General features: G+C 75.2%; 15 protein-coding genes. 6 read left to right on the top strand and 9 right to left on the bottom strand.

What is annotated here, in order from left to right; all coding sequences use genetic code 11:
- Positions 1-6 precede the first annotated feature (6 nt).
- Complete coding sequence (locus ACL02T_RS12325) at positions 7-2,154, top strand: bifunctional polysaccharide deacetylase/glycosyltransferase family 2 protein (protein ID WP_412830788.1); 2,148 nt, start codon at positions 7-9, stop codon at positions 2,152-2,154.
- Positions 2,155-2,204: 50 nt separating this feature from the next.
- On the opposite strand, the gene lipB is transcribed toward ACL02T_RS12325, so the two are convergent.
- The 5 genes from lipB to lpdA all read right to left on the bottom strand — a co-directional run bounded on the left by lipB (position 2,205) and on the right by lpdA (position 8,624).
- Entirely contained in the window at positions 2,205-2,966 is a 762-nt protein-coding gene (gene lipB / locus ACL02T_RS12320) for a lipoyl(octanoyl) transferase LipB (protein WP_412830787.1), read from the bottom strand.
- 85 nt (positions 2,967-3,051) lie between these two features.
- Complete coding sequence (locus ACL02T_RS12315; protein ID WP_412830786.1) at positions 3,052-4,338, bottom strand: FAD-dependent oxidoreductase; 1,287 nt, start codon at positions 4,336-4,338, stop codon at positions 3,052-3,054.
- Positions 4,335-5,225 (bottom strand): TIGR01777 family oxidoreductase, encoded by an 891-nt coding sequence (locus ACL02T_RS12310; protein ID WP_412830785.1) that lies wholly within the window; start codon positions 5,223-5,225, stop codon positions 4,335-4,337. Before ACL02T_RS12310 ends, ACL02T_RS12315 begins: the two co-directional genes overlap by 4 nt.
- A 159-nt stretch (positions 5,226-5,384) precedes the next feature.
- Positions 5,385-7,205 carry a 2-oxoglutarate dehydrogenase, E2 component, dihydrolipoamide succinyltransferase gene (gene sucB, locus ACL02T_RS12305; RefSeq protein ID WP_412830784.1) on the bottom strand — a complete coding sequence of 607 codons (1,821 nt, stop codon included), beginning with the start codon at positions 7,203-7,205 and terminating at the stop codon, positions 5,385-5,387.
- Between the two features lie 48 nt (positions 7,206-7,253).
- Positions 7,254-8,624 (bottom strand): dihydrolipoyl dehydrogenase, encoded by a 1,371-nt coding sequence (gene lpdA / locus ACL02T_RS12300; RefSeq protein ID WP_412830783.1) that lies wholly within the window; start codon positions 8,622-8,624, stop codon positions 7,254-7,256.
- 153 nt (positions 8,625-8,777) lie between these two features.
- On the opposite strand from lpdA, the gene ACL02T_RS12295 reads away from it, so the two are divergent.
- Positions 8,778-9,131, top strand: a complete 354-nt coding sequence (locus ACL02T_RS12295) for an oxidoreductase (protein ID WP_412830782.1) — start codon at positions 8,778-8,780, stop codon at positions 9,129-9,131.
- 28 nt (positions 9,132-9,159) lie between these two features.
- Here the strand turns inward: ACL02T_RS12295 and ACL02T_RS12290 are convergent, their stop codons facing one another.
- The gene (locus ACL02T_RS12290; RefSeq protein ID WP_412830781.1) at positions 9,160-9,969 is read right to left on the bottom strand and encodes an SDR family NAD(P)-dependent oxidoreductase; all 810 of its coding nucleotides are present in this window, start codon (positions 9,967-9,969) and stop codon (positions 9,160-9,162) included.
- A gap of 99 nt (positions 9,970-10,068) precedes the next feature.
- Here ACL02T_RS12290 and ACL02T_RS12285 point away from each other — a divergent pair, with 99 nt between their 5' ends.
- Positions 10,069-10,791: a hypothetical protein gene (locus tag ACL02T_RS12285; RefSeq protein ID WP_412830780.1), complete on the top strand. Its 723-nt coding sequence runs from the start codon at positions 10,069-10,071 to the stop codon at positions 10,789-10,791.
- 335 nt (positions 10,792-11,126) lie between these two features.
- Here ACL02T_RS12285 and ACL02T_RS12280 read toward each other — a convergent pair whose 3' ends face one another.
- Complete coding sequence (locus ACL02T_RS12280) at positions 11,127-12,677, bottom strand: leucyl aminopeptidase (protein ID WP_412830779.1); 1,551 nt, start codon at positions 12,675-12,677, stop codon at positions 11,127-11,129.
- A 247-nt stretch (positions 12,678-12,924) separates the two neighbouring features.
- On the opposite strand from ACL02T_RS12280, the gene ACL02T_RS12275 reads away from it, so the two are divergent.
- Genes ACL02T_RS12275 through ACL02T_RS12265 form a run of 3 tightly spaced genes read left to right on the top strand, consistent with a single transcriptional unit; the run spans position 12,925 to position 16,557 of the window.
- Positions 12,925-14,271 carry an APC family permease gene (locus ACL02T_RS12275; protein ID WP_412830778.1) on the top strand — a complete coding sequence of 449 codons (1,347 nt, stop codon included), beginning with the start codon at positions 12,925-12,927 and terminating at the stop codon, positions 14,269-14,271.
- Positions 14,272-14,293: 22 nt separating this feature from the next.
- The gene (gcvT, locus tag ACL02T_RS12270) at positions 14,294-15,394 is read left to right on the top strand and encodes a glycine cleavage system aminomethyltransferase GcvT (protein WP_412830777.1); all 1,101 of its coding nucleotides are present in this window, start codon (positions 14,294-14,296) and stop codon (positions 15,392-15,394) included.
- A 53-nt stretch (positions 15,395-15,447) separates the two neighbouring features.
- The gene (locus tag ACL02T_RS12265) at positions 15,448-16,557 is read left to right on the top strand and encodes a branched-chain amino acid aminotransferase (RefSeq protein WP_412830776.1); all 1,110 of its coding nucleotides are present in this window, start codon (positions 15,448-15,450) and stop codon (positions 16,555-16,557) included.
- A 93-nt stretch (positions 16,558-16,650) separates the two neighbouring features.
- On the opposite strand, the gene ACL02T_RS12260 is transcribed toward ACL02T_RS12265, so the two are convergent.
- The gene (locus tag ACL02T_RS12260) at positions 16,651-17,385 is read right to left on the bottom strand and encodes an adenosylcobinamide-GDP ribazoletransferase (protein ID WP_412830775.1); all 735 of its coding nucleotides are present in this window, start codon (positions 17,383-17,385) and stop codon (positions 16,651-16,653) included.
- A gap of 43 nt (positions 17,386-17,428) precedes the next feature.
- Positions 17,429-18,490, bottom strand: a complete 1,062-nt coding sequence (gene cobT, locus ACL02T_RS12255; RefSeq protein WP_412830774.1) for a nicotinate-nucleotide--dimethylbenzimidazole phosphoribosyltransferase — start codon at positions 18,488-18,490, stop codon at positions 17,429-17,431.
- Between the last annotated feature and the right edge of the window lie 114 nt (positions 18,491-18,604).

The raw sequence follows: 18,604 nt of genomic DNA, 5'->3' as shown, positions 1-18,604 counted from the left end.
CAGGTCATGTCCCGTTCCCGCCGCCGGCGCGCGAGCTCCTTCTCCGCCGGCAAGTTCGTGGTCGCCGTGGTGGTGCTGGCGACGTTCGTCGCCGTGCTGCTCCTCAACGGCGTCCTCACCGCCACGACCTCGAACGACGCCGAGGGGCACCTCGAGCGCGGCGCCGACGACCGGGTCCCCGTCGCGGTGCACGAGGGCGGCTCGGCCATCGACACCATCCACGACCCGGTCCGCACGCTGGGCTACCCGGCGAAGACGATCGCCCTGACGTTCGACGACGGCCCGGACCCCGAGTGGACCCCGCAGATCCTCGAGATCCTGGAGAAGTACCGGGTCCCCGGCACCTTCTTCGTGCTCGGCTCGCTGGCCGCGCAGCATCCGGACCTGGTCCGGGAGATGCGCGCCACCGGATCCGAGGTCGGCCTGCACACCTTCACCCACCCGAACCTGGCGGAGGCGTCGGCGAACCGCCTCGACCGCGAGCTCACCCTGACCCAGCTGGCCCTGGCCGGTGCGACGGGCGAGATCTCCTACCTGGTGCGGCCGCCGTACTCCTCGCGCTCCGACGCGCTCACCAACAACGAGTACGAGGTCGTTCGGGAGCTCGGCGGGCGCGGCTACGTCACCGCGCTCACCGACTTCGACAGCCGCGACTGGGAACGCAAGGGCGTCGACGTCATCGAGAAGGCCTCGACCCCGACCTCCGACGCCGGCGGTGCCCTGCTGCTCCACGACGCCGGCGGGGACCGGGCGCAGACCGTCGCCGCGCTGGACCGACTGATCCCGCAGCTGCAGGCGCAGGGCTGGCGCTTCACGACCGTCAGCGAGGGTCTCGGGCTACCGACGGCCAACACGCCTGCCGATGTCTGGGACCGCGCCTTCGGCACGGTCCTGGTCGGCGCCGCGGCGGTCTCGACGTACATCGTGCGAACCCTGGAGTGGATGCTCCTGCTGGTGGGCGCGCTCGTCGTCGCCCGGCTGGCGATCATGATCGTGGTCGCCCGCCGGCACGCGAAGCAGAGCCGGATCGCCACCCGGAGCCGCAACGGACCCTGGTACACCGAACCCGTCTCGGTGGTGGTGCCCGCCTACAACGAGAAGGAGTGCATCGAGCACACGGTGCGCTCGCTGGTGGCGAGCGACCATCCGGTCGAGATCATCGTGGTCGACGACGGCTCCACGGACGGCACGCCGGACATCGTCGAGGGGCTCCGCCTCCCCGGGGTGCGCGTGATCCGGCAGCCCAACGGCGGCAAGCCCGTCGCGCTGAACGCCGGCATCAGGGCGGCGAGTCACGAGGTCGTGGTGATGATCGACGGCGACACCGTGTTCGAGCCGACGACGGTCGGGACGCTGGTGCAACCCTTCGTCCGCCCCGAGGTCGGTGCGGTCGCCGGCAACGCCAAGGTCGCCAACCGCCGCGGCTTGGTCTCCCGGTGGCAGCACATCGAGTACGTGATGGGCTTCAACCTCGACCGCCGCGTCTACGACCTGTGGCGCTGCATGACGACCGTGCCGGGCGCGGTCGGCGCGTTCCGGCGGACCGCGCTGCTCGACGTCGGCGGTGTCAGCGACGACACCCTCGCCGAGGACACCGACCTCACGATGGCGCTGTGCCGGGCGGGCTGGCGGGTCGTCTACGAGGAGCGCGCCCGCGCCTGGACCGAGGCGCCGGGCACGCTCGGCCAGCTGTGGCGGCAGCGCTACCGCTGGAGCTACGGGACGATCCAGTCGATGTGGAAGCACCGGGCGTCGGTCGCGGCGCGCGGGCCGGCCGGTCACTTCGGTCGGGTGGGCCTGCTGAACATCGCGCTGTTCCAGGTGGTGCTGCCCCTGCTCGCACCGCTGGTCGACGTGTTCCTGGTGTACGGCCTGTTCTTCCTCGACCCGGTGACCACGCTGCTGGCCTGGGGCGGCGTGCAGCTCGTCCAGCTCGTCGCGGCGGTCTACGCATTCCGGCTGGAGCGGGAGCGGATCGGTGTGCTGTGGCTGCTGCCCCTCCAGCAGATCGTCTACCGGCAGTTGATGTACGCGGTGCTCATCCAGTCGATCATGACCGCGCTGGCGGGGATCCGGCTGAAGTGGCAGAAGCTGCGTCGCACCGGCGACTTCGGCGGCGCGCCCGTGGAGAAGACGGTGGGCGCAGGCCTGTAGCCCGCTGTGAGTGGCGATAGTCGCCATGGCGACTATCGCCACTCACGAGGTCAGTGGAGCGAGGGGTGCAGCTGCAGGTCCAGGCCGGCGACGTCCGCGGCGACCGGGGCCTCGCGCCGCGGGACGACGTGCTCGCGGACCGGCAGCGTGCCCTCGAGCGCGGCGAGCACCGCGTCGGTGACGCTCACCAGCACCTCCTCCGTGGCCACCTCGCGGCCCAGCTCGGCCGACAACGAGGTCACCCCGGCGTCCGTGATCCCGCAGGGCACGATCCGGCCGAACTCGGTGAGGTCCGGGTCGCAGTTGAGGGCGAAGCCGTGCAGCGTCACGCCGCCCTGTACCCGGACGCCGATGGCGGCGATCTTGCGCTCGGGCCGCAGGTCGTCGGCCGGGAGCCACACGCCGCTGCGGCCGTCGATGCGACCGGCGGTGCTCACGCCGATGCCGTGGCAGACCGCGATCAGGGCCTCCTCGAGCCGCCGCACGTAGTCGACGACGTCGAGGGGCTCGCCCAGCGAGACGATCGGGTAGCCGACGAGCTGGCCGGGGCCGTGCCAGGTGATCCGACCCCCGCGGTCGACGTCGATGACGGGGGTGCCGTCCGTCGGACGGTCCTCCGGGCGGGTCCGCTTGCCCGCGGTGTACACCGACGGGTGCTCGAGGAGCATGAGCACGTCCGGTCCGGTACCGGCGCGCCGCGCCTCGGCGTTGGCGCGCTGCCCGTCCCAGGCGGTGAGGTAGTCGACCGTGCCGAGCAGGTCCACCCGAACGGGGTTGGGGGAGCGGCGGCACGAGGTTCCCTGGCTGGCCACCGGCCCAGAGTACGCCCGCGTCCCGGCCCGGCAGGGCGGGTGTGGTCACACCACAGGGACCTCACAGCCGTTGCTGTGCAGGGGATCAGCGGATCGCCACGTCGCTCGACGGAGCCCCGGCTTCGGGGTCGACGGGTTCTCGGGCGAGGGCGCGCAGCACCTCCGCGGCCGCCCGCCGGCCGCTGACCAGGGCGCCCTGTGTCGACGGGGTGTCCCGGTGGTCCCCGCACACGTACAGCCCCTCGCCGAGCGCCACCCCGCTGCGCACCGGGCGGTCGGGGAGGAAGGCGGGCAGTGCCCCGCGGACCTCCGCGGTGTGCACGAGCTCCCAGTCGTCCGTACCGGTGCCGTGGATCCGGGCCAGCTCGCGACGCACCTCGGGCTCGGGGATCGCCGGGCCGACGACCGTCGAGGACACCAGCGGGCGGCCGGAGGCCGAGTACTCCGGCGCCGCCGCGGTGAGCACGACGGTGTTGACGACGGGCCCGCCGGTCCCGTCGAGGTGCAGGACCGGTTCGTCGGCCGGGGGCTCCGCCATGGTGTGGTACCAGGTCGAGAGCGTGCGGGTCTCCGGTGCGGCCAGGTCGGGGAGCAGCCGCGCGGCCGTCTCACCGTCGGTGGCCACCACGACGGCGCGGGCGGCGATCACCTCCCCACCCGTGTGGACGGCCGGAGCCGGGCCACCGGTGACGTGCTCGACCGGGGCGTGCAGCCGGACCGGCACCCCGGCGGCGAGGCGCCGGGGGAGGGCCTCCATGCCGTCCGCCGGCACGAAGATCCGGCCGAGCGCGAAGCTCCGCCACACCAGCCGCACGAAGCCCTCGCTCGTCGCCAGCTCCCGCTCGGCGAGCACCCCGGACAGGAAGGGGCGCAGGAAGGTCTCGGTTGCGGTGCCGCCCAGCCCGGCCGCGGCCAGGTCGGCGGCCGCCGACCGGGCGGTGCGTCGGGCGGTGCGCCCCGGCGGGGTGGCCAGCACCCGCATGGTCCACCCCGCGAGCTTCGCCAGGTCGGCGGGTGGGAGCGCGCGCAGGGAGGCGGGCGCGCCGGTGGGGCTGCGCAGCGGGTTGACGAACCGGTGCAGCGACCCGTCGGCGGTCCGGATCGCCGCACCCGGGACGAACGGGCGTGCGGCCAGCGACTCCACCCCGTCCGGCCCGAGGACGGTGCGCAGGGCGGGGTAGGCGGTGTGGAGGACCTGGAAGCCGCGGTCGCAGCGGAAGCCGTCCACGACGTCGGTCGCGATGCGGCCGCCGACCCGGTCGGCCGCCTCCAGCACGGTGACGTCGAGGCCGCGGCGGCGCAGGATCCGCGCGGCCCGCAGCCCCGCCACGCCGGCGCCGACGACCACGACGTCGGTGTCGGGTCCGCTCACGTGCGCACGGCCGCGGAGAGGGCGTCGGCGAGCGTGGTGTGCCGGAACGAGAAGCCGGCGCCGAGCAGCGCCCGCGGCATCGCCCGCTGAGAGAACAGCAGCGTCTCGCGCCCCATCTCGCCCAGCACGGTGTTCACCACGACCGCGGGAACGACCAGCGGAGCGGGCCGGCCGACCGCACCCGCCAGGGTCTGGGTGAAGACCTTGTTGGGGACCGGCGTCGGCCCGGTGACGTTGACCGGCCCCCGCAGCGCCTCGTTCTCGACGGCGAACCGGATGGCGGCGATCTCGTCGTCGAGCGAGACCCAGGACATGTACTGCTCGCCGCTGCCGATCCGCGCGCCGAGGAAGGACTTCCAGACCGGCCGCATCAGCGCGAGCAGACCGCCCGACGGCGAGAGCACCAGCCCGGTGCGCAGCCGCACCACCCGGGCGCCCGCCTCGTCGGCCGGCACGGTCGCGGCCTCCCAGTCCCGGCAGACGTCGGCGAGGAACCCCTCCCCGGAGGGCGCGGACTCGTCGATCTCGTCCGGCCCGGCGTCGCCGTAGTAGCCGACACCCGACGCGCTGATCATGGTCGGGACCCCGGCGCGGGCGACGGCCGTGGCCAGGACCTCGGTCGGGACGTTGCGGCTGTCGCGGATCGCCTGCTTGCGCGCCCCGCTCCACGGCCGGTCGGCGAGCCCGACCCCGCCCAGGCCGACCACCGCCCCGGCCCCGTCGAGCGCACCCTCGTCGATCGAGCCGGACGGCGGGTCCCAGCCCCGCTCGTCGGGCGCGGACGGGGTGCGGCGGACGAGCCGCACGACCTCGTGGCCGGCCTCCCGCAGGCCGGCGACCAGAGCGGTTCCGATCAGGCCGGACGAACCGGCGACGACGACGCGCACGGACCGGATCCTTCCGAACCCGGCCGGGAGGCGCGACCCGGGCGCGCCGGAGCAGAGCCGTGGCGACGGCCGGAGGGCCCCGCGACCTGCGGAACCCCCCGGCCGTGCGCTCGGTGTGATCTCGTGAGCGGCGGCCGTTCGCCGCCACTCACCACGGGATCAGAGGCCCAGCTCGGCCTCGAACGCGCCCTCCTCGAGGCGGGCACGGATCGCGCTGACGAACCGGCCGGCGTCGGCGCCGTCGACGATCCGGTGGTCGTAGGTCAGCGGGAGGTAGCAGACCGACCGCACGGCGATGGCGTCCTCGCCGTCCGGCCCCGCCACGACCCTCGGCTCCTTCGCGATCGCGCCGGTACCGAGGATCGCGACCTGCGGCTGGTTGATGATCGGCGTGTCGAACAGCGCCCCGGCGCTGCCGATGTTGGTGATGGTGAAGGTGCCGCCGGACAGCTCGTCGGGCTTGATCGTGTTGTCCCGGGTGCGGGCCGCGACGTCGGCGATCTTGCGGGCGAGCCCGGCCAGCGACAGGTCCTCGGCGTTCTTGATCACCGGGACGAGCAGCCCGCGCGGGGTGTCGACCGCGATCGCCAGGTGGACGTTGCCGTGGTACTCGATCTGCTTGCCGTCCTCGGAGATCGAGGCGTTGACGACCGGGAAGGCCTTGAGCGCCTCGACCGTGGCCTTCGCGAAGAACGGCAGGTAGGTGAGCTTGACCCCCTCACGCTGCTCGAAGGCGGCCTTGGCCCGCGCCCGCAGCGTGGCGATGCGGGTGACGTCGACCTCCTGCACGGTGGTCAGCTGCGCCGAGGTGTGCAGCGACTCGCTCATCCGCTGGGCGATGATCTGGCGCAGGCGCGTCATCTTCACCGTGGTGCCCGGCTGCGGGGCGTCGGCGGCGCGCGCCGGCACCGTCGTGGGCTCCTTCGGCGCACCGGTCGGCGCGGTGGCCGCGGCCGGCTGCTCGGGGGCCGCCGCGGGGGCCGGGGCCTTGGCCGCCTCGGCGGCGGCGAGGACGTCCTGCTTGCGGATACGCCCGCCGACGCCCGAGCCCTCGACCTGGTCGAGGTCCACGCCGTGCTCCGCGGCCAGCTTGCGCACCAGCGGGGTGACGTACGGCGGCGTGGAGCTGCCCTTGGTCTCGGCCTGTCCGTTGCCGGACGGGCTGGGCGCGGTCTCGGTGGCGCGCGCGGTGTCCTCGGTCTCCGGCTCGGCCGGCTCCGGGGCGGCCTGTTCCTGCTTCACCGGCTCCCTCGGGGCCTCCTGCTTCGGCTCCTCGGTCCTGGGGGCCTCGGCCGCCGGGGGCTCGGGGGTCTTCTCCTCGGCCGGCGCCGGCGCGGAGTCCTGGTCGCCGATGACCGCGAGCCGGCCGCCGACCTCGACCGTGTCGTCCTCGCCGACCGACAGCTCGAGGACCGTGCCGGCGATCGGCGACGGGATCTCGGTGTCGACCTTGTCGGTGGAGACCTCGAGCAGCGGCTCGTCGACCTCGACGGTGTCGCCGACCTGCTTGAGCCAGCGGGTCACGGTGCCCTCGGTGACCGACTCGCCCAGCTCGGGCATGGTCACCGGGGTGCCGCCGCCGGAGGACGACCCGGTCGAGGCCCTCGGAGCCTCCTGCGGCTCCTCCTGCTGCTGGGGCGCCTCGGCCTGCGCGGGCTCCGGCTCCTCGGCCGCCTCGGACCGCGGCTCGGCCGCCTCGGAGCGGGGCTGGGCCTCGGGCTGCGCGGCGCCCTCGTCGGCACCCTCGTCGCCGATCAGGGCGAGCTCGCCGCCGACCTCGACGGTCTCGTCCTCGCCGGCCACGATCCGCTGCAGGACGCCGGCGACCGGGGACGGGATCTCGGTGTCGACCTTGTCGGTGGAGACCTCGAGCAGCGGCTCGTCGACCTCGACGGTGTCGCCCTCCGCCTTGAGCCAGCGGGTGACGGTGCCTTCGGTGACGCTCTCACCGAGGGCGGGCATCTGGACGGAGAAGGCCATGTCTGCTCGGATCCTCTTTCGACGTGCGGTGGTGCGGTCCGTGGGACCTCAGCCGTGGGTGTGCAGGGGTTTGCCGGCCAGGGCGAGGTGTGCCTCGCCGAACGCCTCGTTCTGGGTGGGGTGGGCGTGGACGAGCGGGGCGACGTCGCCGGGTTCGGCCTCCCAGTTGTAGACGAGCTGGGCCTCGCCGACGAGTTCGCCGACGCGGGCACCGACCATGTGGATCCCGACCACCGGGCCGTCCTTCGCGCGCACGAGCTTGATGGCGCCGGAGGTCTGCAGGATCTGGGACTTGCCGTTGCCGCCGAGGTCGTAGGTGAGGGTCTCGACCTCGCCGTGCCGCTCCTTGGCCTGCGCCTCGGTCAGGCCGACCGAGGCGACCTCGGGCTCGCAGTAGGTGACCCGCGGGATGCCGGCCTCGTCGATCGGGCGGGGGTCCAGGCCGGCGATGTCCTCGGCGACGAAGATGCCCTGGGCGAAGCCGCGGTGGGCCAGCTGCAGGCCGGCGACGATGTCGCCGACGGCGTGGACGCCGTCGAGGTTGGTGCGCAGCCGGTCGTCGGTGGTGACGAACCCGCGGTCCATGGCCAGCCCGGCCTCGTCGTAGCCGTGGCCGGTGGTGTTCGGGCCGCGCCCGACCGCGACCAGCAGCAGGTCGGCCTCGATCTCCTCGCCGGACTCCAGGGAGACGGTGACGGAGTCGCGGGTCTGCTTCGCGCCGGTGAACTTGACCCCGGTCTTGGTGGTGATCTTGCGGCGGCGGAAGGCGCGTTCGAGCAGCTTCGAGGCGAACTCGTCCTCGTTGGGCACGAGCCTGGGCAGGGCCTCGACCACGGTGACCTCCGCGCCGAAGCTGCGCCACACCGAGGCGAACTCGACCCCGATCACGCCGCCGCCGAGCACCACCACCCGCTGCGGCACCTCGTCGAGGGTCAGGGCCTGGTCGGACGTGAGGATCCGGCCGCCGATCTCCAGCCCGGGCAGGGTCTTGGAGTACGAGCCGGTGGCCAGCACGACGTGGCGGCCGGTGTAGGTGGTGCCGTCGACCTCGACCGACCTCGGCCCGCGGAAGGTGCCGGCGCCCTCGACGAGCTCGATCCTGCGGCTCGTCACCAGGCCCTGCAGGCCCTTGTAGAGGCGGCCGACGACGCCGTCCTTGTAGGTGTTGACCCCGGTCATGTCGATGCCGACCAGCTGGGAGAGCACGCCGACCTTGGCGCCGTCGCGGGCGGCGTCGGCCACCTCGGCCGCGTGCAGCAGGGCCTTGGTGGGGATGCAGCCGCGGTGCAGGCAGGTGCCGCCGAGCTTGTCCTTCTCCACCAGCACCACCGACATGCCCAGCTCCGCCGCGCGCAACGCGCACGCGTAGCCGCCGGACCCACCGCCGAGGATCACCAGGTCGGCAGTCCGTTCCGGCACGTCCGTTCTCCTCACTCGCGGCGTCGGCGACCCGGTGCTCGGTCCGGGGCGGCCCCATCTTGTCACTCGTCGGCGGCAGTCGCTGGAACAGGTCCGGGAGAAATCCGGACAGGTCACGCGTTGGTCGGGTAGCCGACGAGGAGCGGAGGCCCGATGGGACTGTTCGGTCGCAAGCGCGCCGGTCGACGGCGTGGTGCCGCGGCCGCGGACGCCGAGTACCTGCGCGCGTGGGCCGCGGTGCGCGAGGGAGTGGAGGCGTTCGTCGAGCCCCGTACCGCCGTGACCGAGACGACGATGGTCCTCGTGGCCAAGGACGGCGAATGGACGCGGCGTCGGGTCGCCGGACCCGAGGGCGCCCGCAAGCTCGCCCGGTCCCTGACGATCCCGGTCTACGACGTCCAACTCGTCGGTTATCCGCAGCGGATGCGCGACCACGACGCACGGCAGCGGGTGCTGCGCGAGCGGGAGCGACGGCGCGGGCTGGGAGAGCTCGGCGGCCTGGGCTGAACGGGGCCGGGACCCGGCCGGACCCGTGCTACCGGCTCTTGCGTGCGCCGATCGCCTGCATCACCGGGGCGGCGCGCAGCAGCGGGCCGGGGGCCAGGGCGGTGAGCCGCATCATCGCGCCGCGCCAGCCCGGGACCGTCCGGTAGACGCGCCCCGTGCCGAACAGGCCGACCAGCTCGGCGGCCACGCGGTCCGGGGTGAGCAGTACACCCGAGCGGACGAGCGCCCGCGCTCGCGGCTCCATCGTGTCGAGCAGGGCGGTCGCGACGCCGTCGGGATTGATCGCGTGCACGCGGATGCCGTCCGCCCGCACCTCCGCGGACAGGGCGGAGGCGAGCGAGAGCACCGCCGCCTTCGTCGCGGCGTAGAGGGACAGGCCGGGCACCGGACCGAGCCCGGACAGCGAGGCGGTGATCGCGAGGTCGCCCCCGTCGCCCTGCTCGCGGAAGGCCGCGATCGCCGCCCGGGAGCCCCACACCGGGCCCAGCAGGTTGATCTCCACCAGGGCCCGGGCCTCGGCGTCGGTCAGCTCGGCGAGCGGGCCGCCGGTGCCGACGCCCGCGTTGCTCACCCAGGCGCCGAGCGGGGCCAGGTCGCGGGCGCGGGCCGCGATCGCGCGCGCCGCCGCCGGGTCGGTGACGTCGTAGGCGGCGGACTCGCCGCCGATCTCGGCGGCCGCGGCCTTCGCCGCGGGCCCGTCGACGTCGGTGACGAGGACCCGGTAGCCGCGCCCGGCGAGCTCGCGGGCGACCGCGGCGCCGATGCCGCGTGCGCCGCCGGTGACGACGGCCGAGCGGGAGCCTGCGGGGACCGAGTGGGCGACACGGCGGCGGATCACGGGCGCGACCCTACCCACGGGTAGCCCTCCGGGGAGCCCCCGACGCCGATCGGGGGCTCCCCGGATGTCCGGTCCGTCCCCGGCGGGTGGACTCGGGAGGTGCCTCCCGCAACGCCCTCCCGGCCGGGCCCGTCCGGCGCCGCCCGTGGTTCCGCCCGGACCTGGCGCCGGCTCGCCGTCTGGGTCCACCTGCTGTCCTCGGTGGGCTGGATGACCTGCGCCCTCGCCCTCTTCGCGCTGCTCGTCCCGGCCCTGCGGGGCGGCGCGCCGTGGGCGGTCGAGGCGGCCCACCACCTCGACACCCGGCTGCTCGCGCCGCTGGCCAACACCTCCGGAGCGACCGGCCTGGTGCTCTCGCTCGGCACCGCGTGGGGGCTGGCGGTGCACCGGTGGGTCCTGACCAAGCTCGTCATCACCCTGGTGCAGCTCTACCTCGGGATCTTCGTCCTGTCGCGAGCGCTGGACACCGCCGCCGACACCCTTCGCGTCTCGCCCGCCCTGGTCGTGGGCACCGCGCTGATGGCGGGCGCGATCGCCGTACAGGCCTGGTTGTCGGTCGCCAAGCCCGGCGGCCGCACCCGGTGGGGCACCCGCGGCGGGCGGCCGGTCACCCTCCCGACCGCGCCGCCCTGGGTGTTCGCGGTGGTCGTCGCCGCTCCGGTGGCGGACGTGGCGCTGAGCCTGCTCCTCGGCTTCCCCTCGCCCCTGTGCTCGATCGCCGCCGTGGTCGTCGGCGCGGTGGTCCGCCGCCGCTCCCTCCGCCGCCGCTCCCTCCGCCGCCGCACCCTCCGCCGCACCCGCCGCGGGTCCGCCCCGGCGTAGCCCCGACGCGCGGTGCGTCAGCGCCCGACGCGCGAACCAAGATCACCGTTGCTCTGCTTCCAGGGTGGCCAGCTGAACCCTGGGTACACGCGGGTGCCGATCATGGTTGCGCGGCCGGGCGAGTGATCGCCGTTCGGGTGCAGCGGCGCTCGCGGACACCGCGCTCACCGCACGCGAACGTCGATCTTCAGCCGGCGCGCGCCCGGGCCGGCGTCGCCGCCACCGCCCCGACGCTCGTGGAACCGCCCGTGCCGGAGTGCCCGACTCGCGGGAGCCCAGGGCGCGACTCGCGGGGGCCCAGGGCGCGACTCGCGGGAACTCGAGCGATCCGCGGGTCAGCCGTGCGCGGCGATGTCCTCGAGGAGGGCGACCAGGGTGCGGACCGGGACGCCCGTGCCGCCCTTGGGCGTGTACCCCCAGGGGCCACCGGTGTTGAACGAGGGGCCGGCGATGTCGATGTGCGCCCACGGCAGCCCCTCCGCGACGAACTCGCGCAGGAAGATCCCGGCCGCGAGCATGCCGCCGAAGCGGTTGCCGGTGACGTTGGCCAGGTCGGCGATCCGGGAGTCGAGCTCGCCGCGCAGGTGCTCGGGCAGTGGCATCGCCCAGGCGTCCTCGCCGGCGGCGCGACCCAGCGCGGCGACCCGGTCGCGGAAGTCGTCGCTGCCCATCACACCGGCGGTGCGGGTGCCGAGCGCGACCATCTGCGCGCCGGTGAGGGTGGAGGTCTCGACGAGGTAGTCCGGCTCGTCCTCGGCCGCACGCACCATCGCGTCGGCCAGGATCAGCCGGCCCTCCGCGTCCGTGTTCAGCACCTCGACGGTCTTGCCGCCGTACATCGACAGCACGTCCCCGGGCCGGTACGCGGTGTCCGAGGGCATGTTCTCGGCCATCGGCACGGTCGCGGTCACGGCCACCGGCAGCTGCAGCTTCGCAGCCAGCACCGTCGTCGCGATCACGGCGGCGGCCCCGGACATGTCCGAGGTCATGTGGTCCATGTTCGCCGCGGGCTTGATCGAGATGCCGCCGGTGTCGAAGGTGATGCCCTTGCCGACCAGCGCGACCTTCTTCGCCGGGTTCTCCCCGCCCGCCCAGTGCAGCCGGACCAGCCGCGGCAGCCGCGACGAGCCCTGCCCGACGCCGAGGATCCCGCCGTAGCCGCCGGCGGCCAGCGCCTCGTGGTCGAGCACCTCGACCTCCAGCCCGGCCGCCTCGCCGAGCTCGCGGGCCCGGGCGGCGAAGGTCTCGGGGTAGAGGGCGTTGGGCGGGGTGTTGATCAGGTCGCGGGCGGTGGTGACCGCCTGGGCGACGGCGAAGGCGTGCTCCAGCACGTCGGCGTCGGCGCCCGGGAACTCGACGGACGTGATCGGCTTCTTCCCGGCCGCCGGGTCGCCCTTGAAGGCGGTGAACCGGTAGGCGCCGAGCAGCACCCCTTCGGCGGCGGCGGTCAGGTCCACCGCACCGAGGGTGCTGACCACGCGACCGCTGCCGGCCAGCGCCCGGGCCACCGCGCCCGACGCCCGCCGCACCTGGTCCGCGGGGACCGCACCGGACTCGTCGGGCTTGCCGAGGCCGACCCCGACGACGAGCGGTGCACCGACCGTGCCCCGCGAGGGCAGCTTGACGACCTCCTCGACCTTGCCGGTGGCTCCGGCGAGCGCGAGCAGCCCGGCGAGGGTGCCGTCGAAGGCGGCGTCGATCTCCTCGGCGCCGGGCGCGAGGACCGGCTCGGTCCCGGCGCCGTTCGTCGCGCCGGTGCCGTCACCGCCGTCGTCGCCGTTCCCGCCCGGCAGCACACCGACGACGAGGACGTCGGCCTCCGCCGCCGCGGCGGAGCCCTCCAGGGCGCCGATGCGGGTGCCGGGCTGCAGGGCGGTGGTCGTCAAGGCGGATCTCCTCCGGTCGGGATCGGCCCCGTCGGGCCGCTCGGTCGGGTCGCTCGGTCGCCGCACCGCCGCCGGGCCCCGGCGGGGGCACGGCGTGGGTACGGCGGCACGACGGGCGGGAATCACCGGGCCCGGGCGCCGCTCCGGCCGGGGACGGGCGGCCCGAGTGCCCGGCGAGACCTCTTCGAAATGCTAATGACACCGTCGCGGGTCCGTTTCGCGCAGGGTCGGATGCGATGGTGGTCCTGTGGCTACGACCCTGGGCCGTCGTCTGGGTACCGCCGACGTGGTGGTGCTCGGGCTCGTCGCCATGCTCGGATCGGGAGTGTTCGCCGTCTTCGCCCCGGCGGGCGCCGCCGCGGGGCCGTGGCTGCTGCTCGCGGTGCTGCTCGCCGCCGTCGTCGCCGGGGCGTGCGTGCTGTCGACCGCGGAGCTGGTGCTCGCGGGCGGCGCGGGCGGGGCGAGCTTCTCCGCCGGGTACACCGCGGGCTACGGCGCGGCCCGCGAGCGCCTGCACCCGGTCGCGGGCCGGCTCGCCGGAGTCACGCTGCTGATCGGCGGGGTGGCTTCCGCGGCGGCCGCCGCGGGGGTGTTCGGGGCGTACGTGCTGCCGTCGAACCCGCTGGTGGCCGCGATCGTCATGATCGTCGCGGCCTCGGTGCTCAACATCGTCGGGGTCCGGACCACCGCCCGGTCCTCCTGGCTGCTCGCCGGCGGCACGCTGGCGGTGCTGGTCGTGGTGGTCGTCGTCGGGCTGCTGGGGCCCGGCGGGGAACAGACGGTCTCGGCGTCGGTGACCGCGGCGGGGGAGGCCCGCGGGGTCGCGGTGCCCGTGCCGCAGGCGTCGCCGGGCGCGCTGGGTGTGCTGTCCGCGGCGGGGCTCGTGTTCTTCGCGTTCGTCGGGTTCGCCAACGTGGCGACCTACCGCGAGGAGGTCCGCACCCCGGCCCGGACCCTGCGCCGCGCGATCCCGATCGCCCTCGGCGTCTGCACCCTGACCTACCTCGCGGTCGCCGGGGCGTTGCTGATGGGCCTCGGCACGGACCGGATCGGCGAGGAGCACGCCCCGCTGGTGGCCCTCGTCGACACCGGCCAGGCGCCCGCGCTGGGCGTGCTCGTGCGGATCGGCGCGGCCGCGGCGGCCGGCTCGACGCTGCTCGCCGTGCTGATCGGGATCAGCCGCACCGCCATGGAGATGGGCACCCGCGAGGACCTGCCCCGCTCGTTCGCGAAGGTCTGCGGCAGCGGCGCGCCCTGGCGGTCCGACGTCCTCGGCGCGGCCCTGGCGATCCTGGTCGCCGTGCTCGCCGGGCCGATCGCCTCCATCGCGCTGTCGGCCTGCGCGATGCTGCTGCACTACGCGCTCGTGCACGCGGCCGCGTTGCGGGTGTCCGGACGGCGGACCCCGGCCTGGGTGCCGGCCGTCGGGTTCGTGCTCTGTCTGGGCCTGGCCGCGCTGCTGCCCCGGTCGTCCGTGCTGATCACCCTCGGCGCCCTGCTCGTCGGCTGGGGGCTGGCCGAGCTGTCGGCGCTGCGGGCCCGCCGGAGACCGCCGGCGGAACAGGAGGAGCCGCCGGGGGAGCAGGCCGCGTAGGGTTCCTCGGTACGGTTCGCCCGTGAGCGACGAGCTGATCACCGGACCGCTGCACGACCGGCACGTCGCGCTGGGGGCGACCCTGGGCGCCTTCGGCGGCTGGTCGATGCCGATCGCCTACCCGGCCGGCACGGTGGCCGAGCACACCGCGGTCCGCGAGGCGGTCGGGATCTTCGACGTCAGCCACCTCGGCAAACTCCTGGTCCGCGGGGCCGGTGCGGCCGACTTCGTCAACTCCTGCCTCACCGCCGACCTCGGGAGGATCGCGCCGGGCAAGGCGCAGTACACGCTGTGCTGCACGGATTCCGGGGGCGTGGTCGACGACCTGATCTGCTACCTCGACGGACCGGACGAGGTCCTCCTGGTCCCCAACGCCGCCAACGCCGCCCGGGTCGCCGAGCTCCTGCGCGCGGCGTCGCCGGCCGGGATCGAGATCGTCGACCGGCACCGCGAGCTCGCCGTGATCGCCGTGCAGGGCCCGCGCTCCGCCGAGCTGCTCCCCACCCTGTTCGCCGGGTTCCCCGGCGTCTCCGGACTGGACTACATGGCGTTCGCCGACGCCGGCGCCGTCCGGGTCTGCCGCACCGGTTACACCGGCGAGCACGGCTACGAGCTGCTGGTGCCGGCCGAGCAGGCCGCCGCCGTCTGGGACGGGCTGCTCACCGGCGCGGAGCCGCTCGGCGGGCGGCCGTGCGGCCTGGGCGCGCGGGACACCCTGCGCACCGAGATGGGCTACCCGCTGCACGGCCAGGACCTGAGCGAGGAGATCACGCCGGTGCAGGCGGGCAGCTCGTGGGCGGTCGGCTGGTCGAAGCCGGCGTTCTGGGGCCGCGAGGCGCTGCTGGGCGAGCGCGAGGCCGGCCCGGCGCGGCGGCTGCGCGGGCTGCGGGCGACCGGACGCGGGGTCCCGCGTTCGGGGATGACCGTGCTGAAGGCGGGCGAACCGGTCGGTGTGACGACCTCGGGCACCTTCTCGCCGACCCTGCGGACCGGCATCGCGCTCGCGTTGATCGACACGGCGGCGGGCGTCGCGGCGGACGACCTCGTCACCGTCGACGTGCGCGGGCGGGCGCTGGACGCACGGGTGGTCACGCCGCCCTTCGTGCCGTCGCACGTCCGGTGATCGGGCACTCGACCGGCTGACGCGTGCCTTGCCCGCCGGGTTACCGTTCACCCATGAGCGCGCCGCTGTTCACCCGAACCCCGAACCCCGCCCCGGCCTCCGACCAGCGGCGCGCCGAGATCCTGGCCGCGCCGGGGTTCGGCCGCTACTTCACCGACCACATGGTCTCGATCCGCTGGACCTCCGACGAGGGCTGGCACGACTTCCGGGTCGAGCCGTACGGGCCGCTCACGCTCGACCCGGCCACGATGGTCCTGCACTACGGGCAGGAGATCTTCGAGGGCCTCAAGGCGTACAGCCAGCCGGACGGCACCATCGCGTCGTTCCGGCCGGAGGAGAACGCGGCGCGATTCCGGCGGTCCGCGGTGCGGCTGGGCATGCCCGAGCTGCCGGACGAGCTGTTCATGGCCGCGTTGCGCGAGCTGATCGCGGTCGACCGCGCCTGGGTGCCTCCGGCCGGCGGCGAGGAGTCGCTCTACCTGCGGCCGTTCATGATCTCCACCGAGGTCGGGCTGGGCGTCAGGCCCGCCGACTCGTACCTGTTCCTGCTGATCGCCTCGCCGGCCGGCGCGTACTTCCCGGGCGGGGTCAAGCCCGTCGACGTCTGGTTGTGCACGGACTTCACCCGCGCCGCGATCGGCGGCACCGGCACCGCGAAGTGCGGCGGGAACTACGCCGCCTCGCTGCTCCCGCAGGCCCAGGCCGCGCAGCACGGGTGCGCGCAGGTCGCCTACCTCGACGCCGCCGAGAAGCGGTGGGTCGAGGAGATGGGCGGGATGAACCTGTTCTTCGTCTTCGGCTCCGGGGAGTCGGCCGAGCTGGTCACGCCGGAGCTGTCCGGCAGCATCCTCGAGGGCGTCACCCGGCACTCGCTGCTGACGCTGGGCAAGGAGATCGGCTGCCAGGTCACCGAGCGCAAGATCTCCGCGCGGGAGTGGCTGACGGGGTGTGCCGACGGCGCCATCACCGAGGTGTTCGCCTGCGGCACCGCCGCGGTGATCACCCCGGTCGGGACGGTCAAGTTCAGCGAGAACGACGGCGTCGGGTCCATCCGCGTGGCGGACGGCGAGCCCGGCGCGGTCACCATGCGCCTGCGCACGCTGCTCACCGACATCCAGCGGGGCACCGGTACGGACACCCACGGCTGGATGACGGCGCTCTGACCCCGCCGATCGATCGCCGTAGGGAACCATGATGCGCTCGTCGGACGCTGCGCTCGGTCGGCTCCGGGGTCGCCTCGTGGAGCCGTCGTGCGGTCAGGTAGCCAGGAGCAGGAGGACGGCCGCGGTGCCGAGCTCGGCGGCCGCGCCGAGGACGTCGCCGGACATCCCGCCGAAGCGGCGTGCGGTGTGGGCCGACAGCCCGACCACGACCACCGCCGCCAGCCCGACGCCGGCCGGGCCGCGCCAGCCCGCGAGCGCGTAGCCCGCTACGGCCGACAGCAGCCACCACGCCGGCGCCACCCAGACCGGCTGCGACTGCGCGACCAGGGCTCCGAGCCCGCCCGGGCGCGCCGCGGGCACCCCATGCCGTGCGACCCAGCAGAAGCCGGCGCGCCCGGTGGCGGCGGCGAGCGCGGCGGCCGCGACGACCTGCCAGCCCGCCGGGTACGAGCCCAGCGCCCCCGCCTGCACCCCCAGCACCACCAGCAGCGTCACCACGGCGAACGGGCCCGCGCCGCCGTCCTTCATCACCGCGAGCGCGCGCTCCGGAGGGCCGAAGCAGCCCAGGCCGTCGGCGGTGTCGGCGAGCCCGTCGACGTGCATCCCGCGCGTCCCGAGCGCCAGCAGCCCGACGGCGAGCAGCCCCGCCACCAGCCCGGGGACGCCCAGCGCGGCGAGCCCCCAGACGATCAGCCCCGCGCCGGCGCCGAGCCCCGCCCCGACCACCGGTGCCCAGCGCAGCGCCCCGGCGGCGACCTGCGCCGTCGGTTCGCCGGTGCGGACCGGCAGCACGCTCAGCCAGCTCAGGGCCAGGGCCAGCCCCTTCATGCGGTGCTCCGCGCCCGTCGGACGCGGCGGCGCGCGCCGGGGGTCATCCGGCGACGGCGCGCACCGGCGCGATCCCGCTGGCCTGCGCGGTCGCGGTCTCGCCGAGCAGCCGTGCGGCGGCCTGGACGAGTGGGAGCACGGCGACCGCGCCCGTGCCGTCGCCCTGGCGGACCTGCAGGTCCAGGACGGGCACGAGCTGCAGGTGCTGCAGCACCAGCGTCATCGCGGGCTCGGGGGACTGCTGGGCGGCGAGCCACCACTGGTGCGCGCCCGGGGCCAGGTCATCGGCCAGCAGGCCCGCCGCGCCGACCACCAGCCCGTCGAGCAGCACGGGGGTCCGGCGCAGCGCGGCCTGGACCAGGAAGCCGGCGAGGACGGCGAGGTCGGCGCCACCGGCGGTCCGCAGCAGCGCGTACGGGTCACGGACGTGCGGCTTCGCCCGGCGCAGCGCGTCGCGGATCGCCGCGGCCTTGCGCATCCACGCATCGTCGCCGATGCCGGACCCGCGCCCGACGACGGCGACCGGCTCGGCCCCCGTCACCGCCGCGACCAGGGTCGACGCCGGAGTGGTCGCACCGACCCCCAGCGAGGCGGGGACCAGCAGGTCGGCCCCGGAGTCGACCTCCTCGTCGGCCAGCGCGCGGCCGATGCGGATCGCGGTCTCCACCTCCTCGGCGCTCAGCGCGTCCTCTCTGTCGATCCGGCCGCTGCCCCGGCGGACCCTGAAGCGGTCCTGGCCGGGCAACACGGCCTCGCGGTCGAGCCCGGCGTCGACCACCCGGACCGAGGCCCCCGCGACCGACGCCGTCACCGCCACCGGCGCCGACTGCTCGAGCGCGGCCGCGACCTGCCGGGCGGTGACCTCCGGCGGGTACGCGGAGACGCCGGCCGCGGCGATGCCGTGGTCCGCGGCTACGACGACGACGCGGGCCCGCGCGGGCGGCCGTGGCGGGCACACACCCTGCATCGACGCCAGCCACAGTCCGAGGTCGGCGAGCACGCCCAGCCCGCCCGCCGGCACCGCCAGTGCCTCGTAGCGGGCGACGGCCTCGCGCCGCGCCTCGAGATCGGGTGCGGGGACCTCGGGGAAGGGGCTCTCGCTCACGCGCTCTTCCTACCGTCCGCGGCGCGCGGCCCGTTCGGCAGCCCGCCCCGGACGTCGGGCGGGCGCAGGACGACCGGCCACGACGAGCCGGTGGCGGGCCCTTCCGTCGGCCGC

It is taken from the genome of Pseudonocardia oceanicola (assembly GCF_047200735.1).
Lineage (GTDB): Bacteria > Actinomycetota > Actinomycetes > Mycobacteriales > Pseudonocardiaceae > Pseudonocardia.
Note: the sequence above shows the minus strand (reverse complement) of the source record. Positions and strands in the feature narration are given on the sequence as shown.

Bases quoted from the DNA above. Each gene is read 5' to 3' on its own strand.
- ACL02T_RS12260 (WP_412830775.1), bottom strand. From the start codon at position 17,385: ATGAAGGGGCTGGCCCTGGCCCTGAGCTGGCTGAGCGTGCTGCCGGTC.
- ACL02T_RS12325 (WP_412830788.1), top strand. From the start codon at position 7: ATGTCCCGTTCCCGCCGCCGGCGCGCGAGCTCCTTCTCCGCCGGCAAG.
- ACL02T_RS12265 (WP_412830776.1), top strand. From the start codon at position 15,448: ATGAGCGCGCCGCTGTTCACCCGAACCCCGAACCCCGCCCCGGCCTCC.
- ACL02T_RS12295 (WP_412830782.1), top strand. From the start codon at position 8,778: ATGGGACTGTTCGGTCGCAAGCGCGCCGGTCGACGGCGTGGTGCCGCG.
- sucB (WP_412830784.1), bottom strand. From the start codon at position 7,205: ATGGCCTTCTCCGTCCAGATGCCCGCCCTCGGTGAGAGCGTCACCGAA.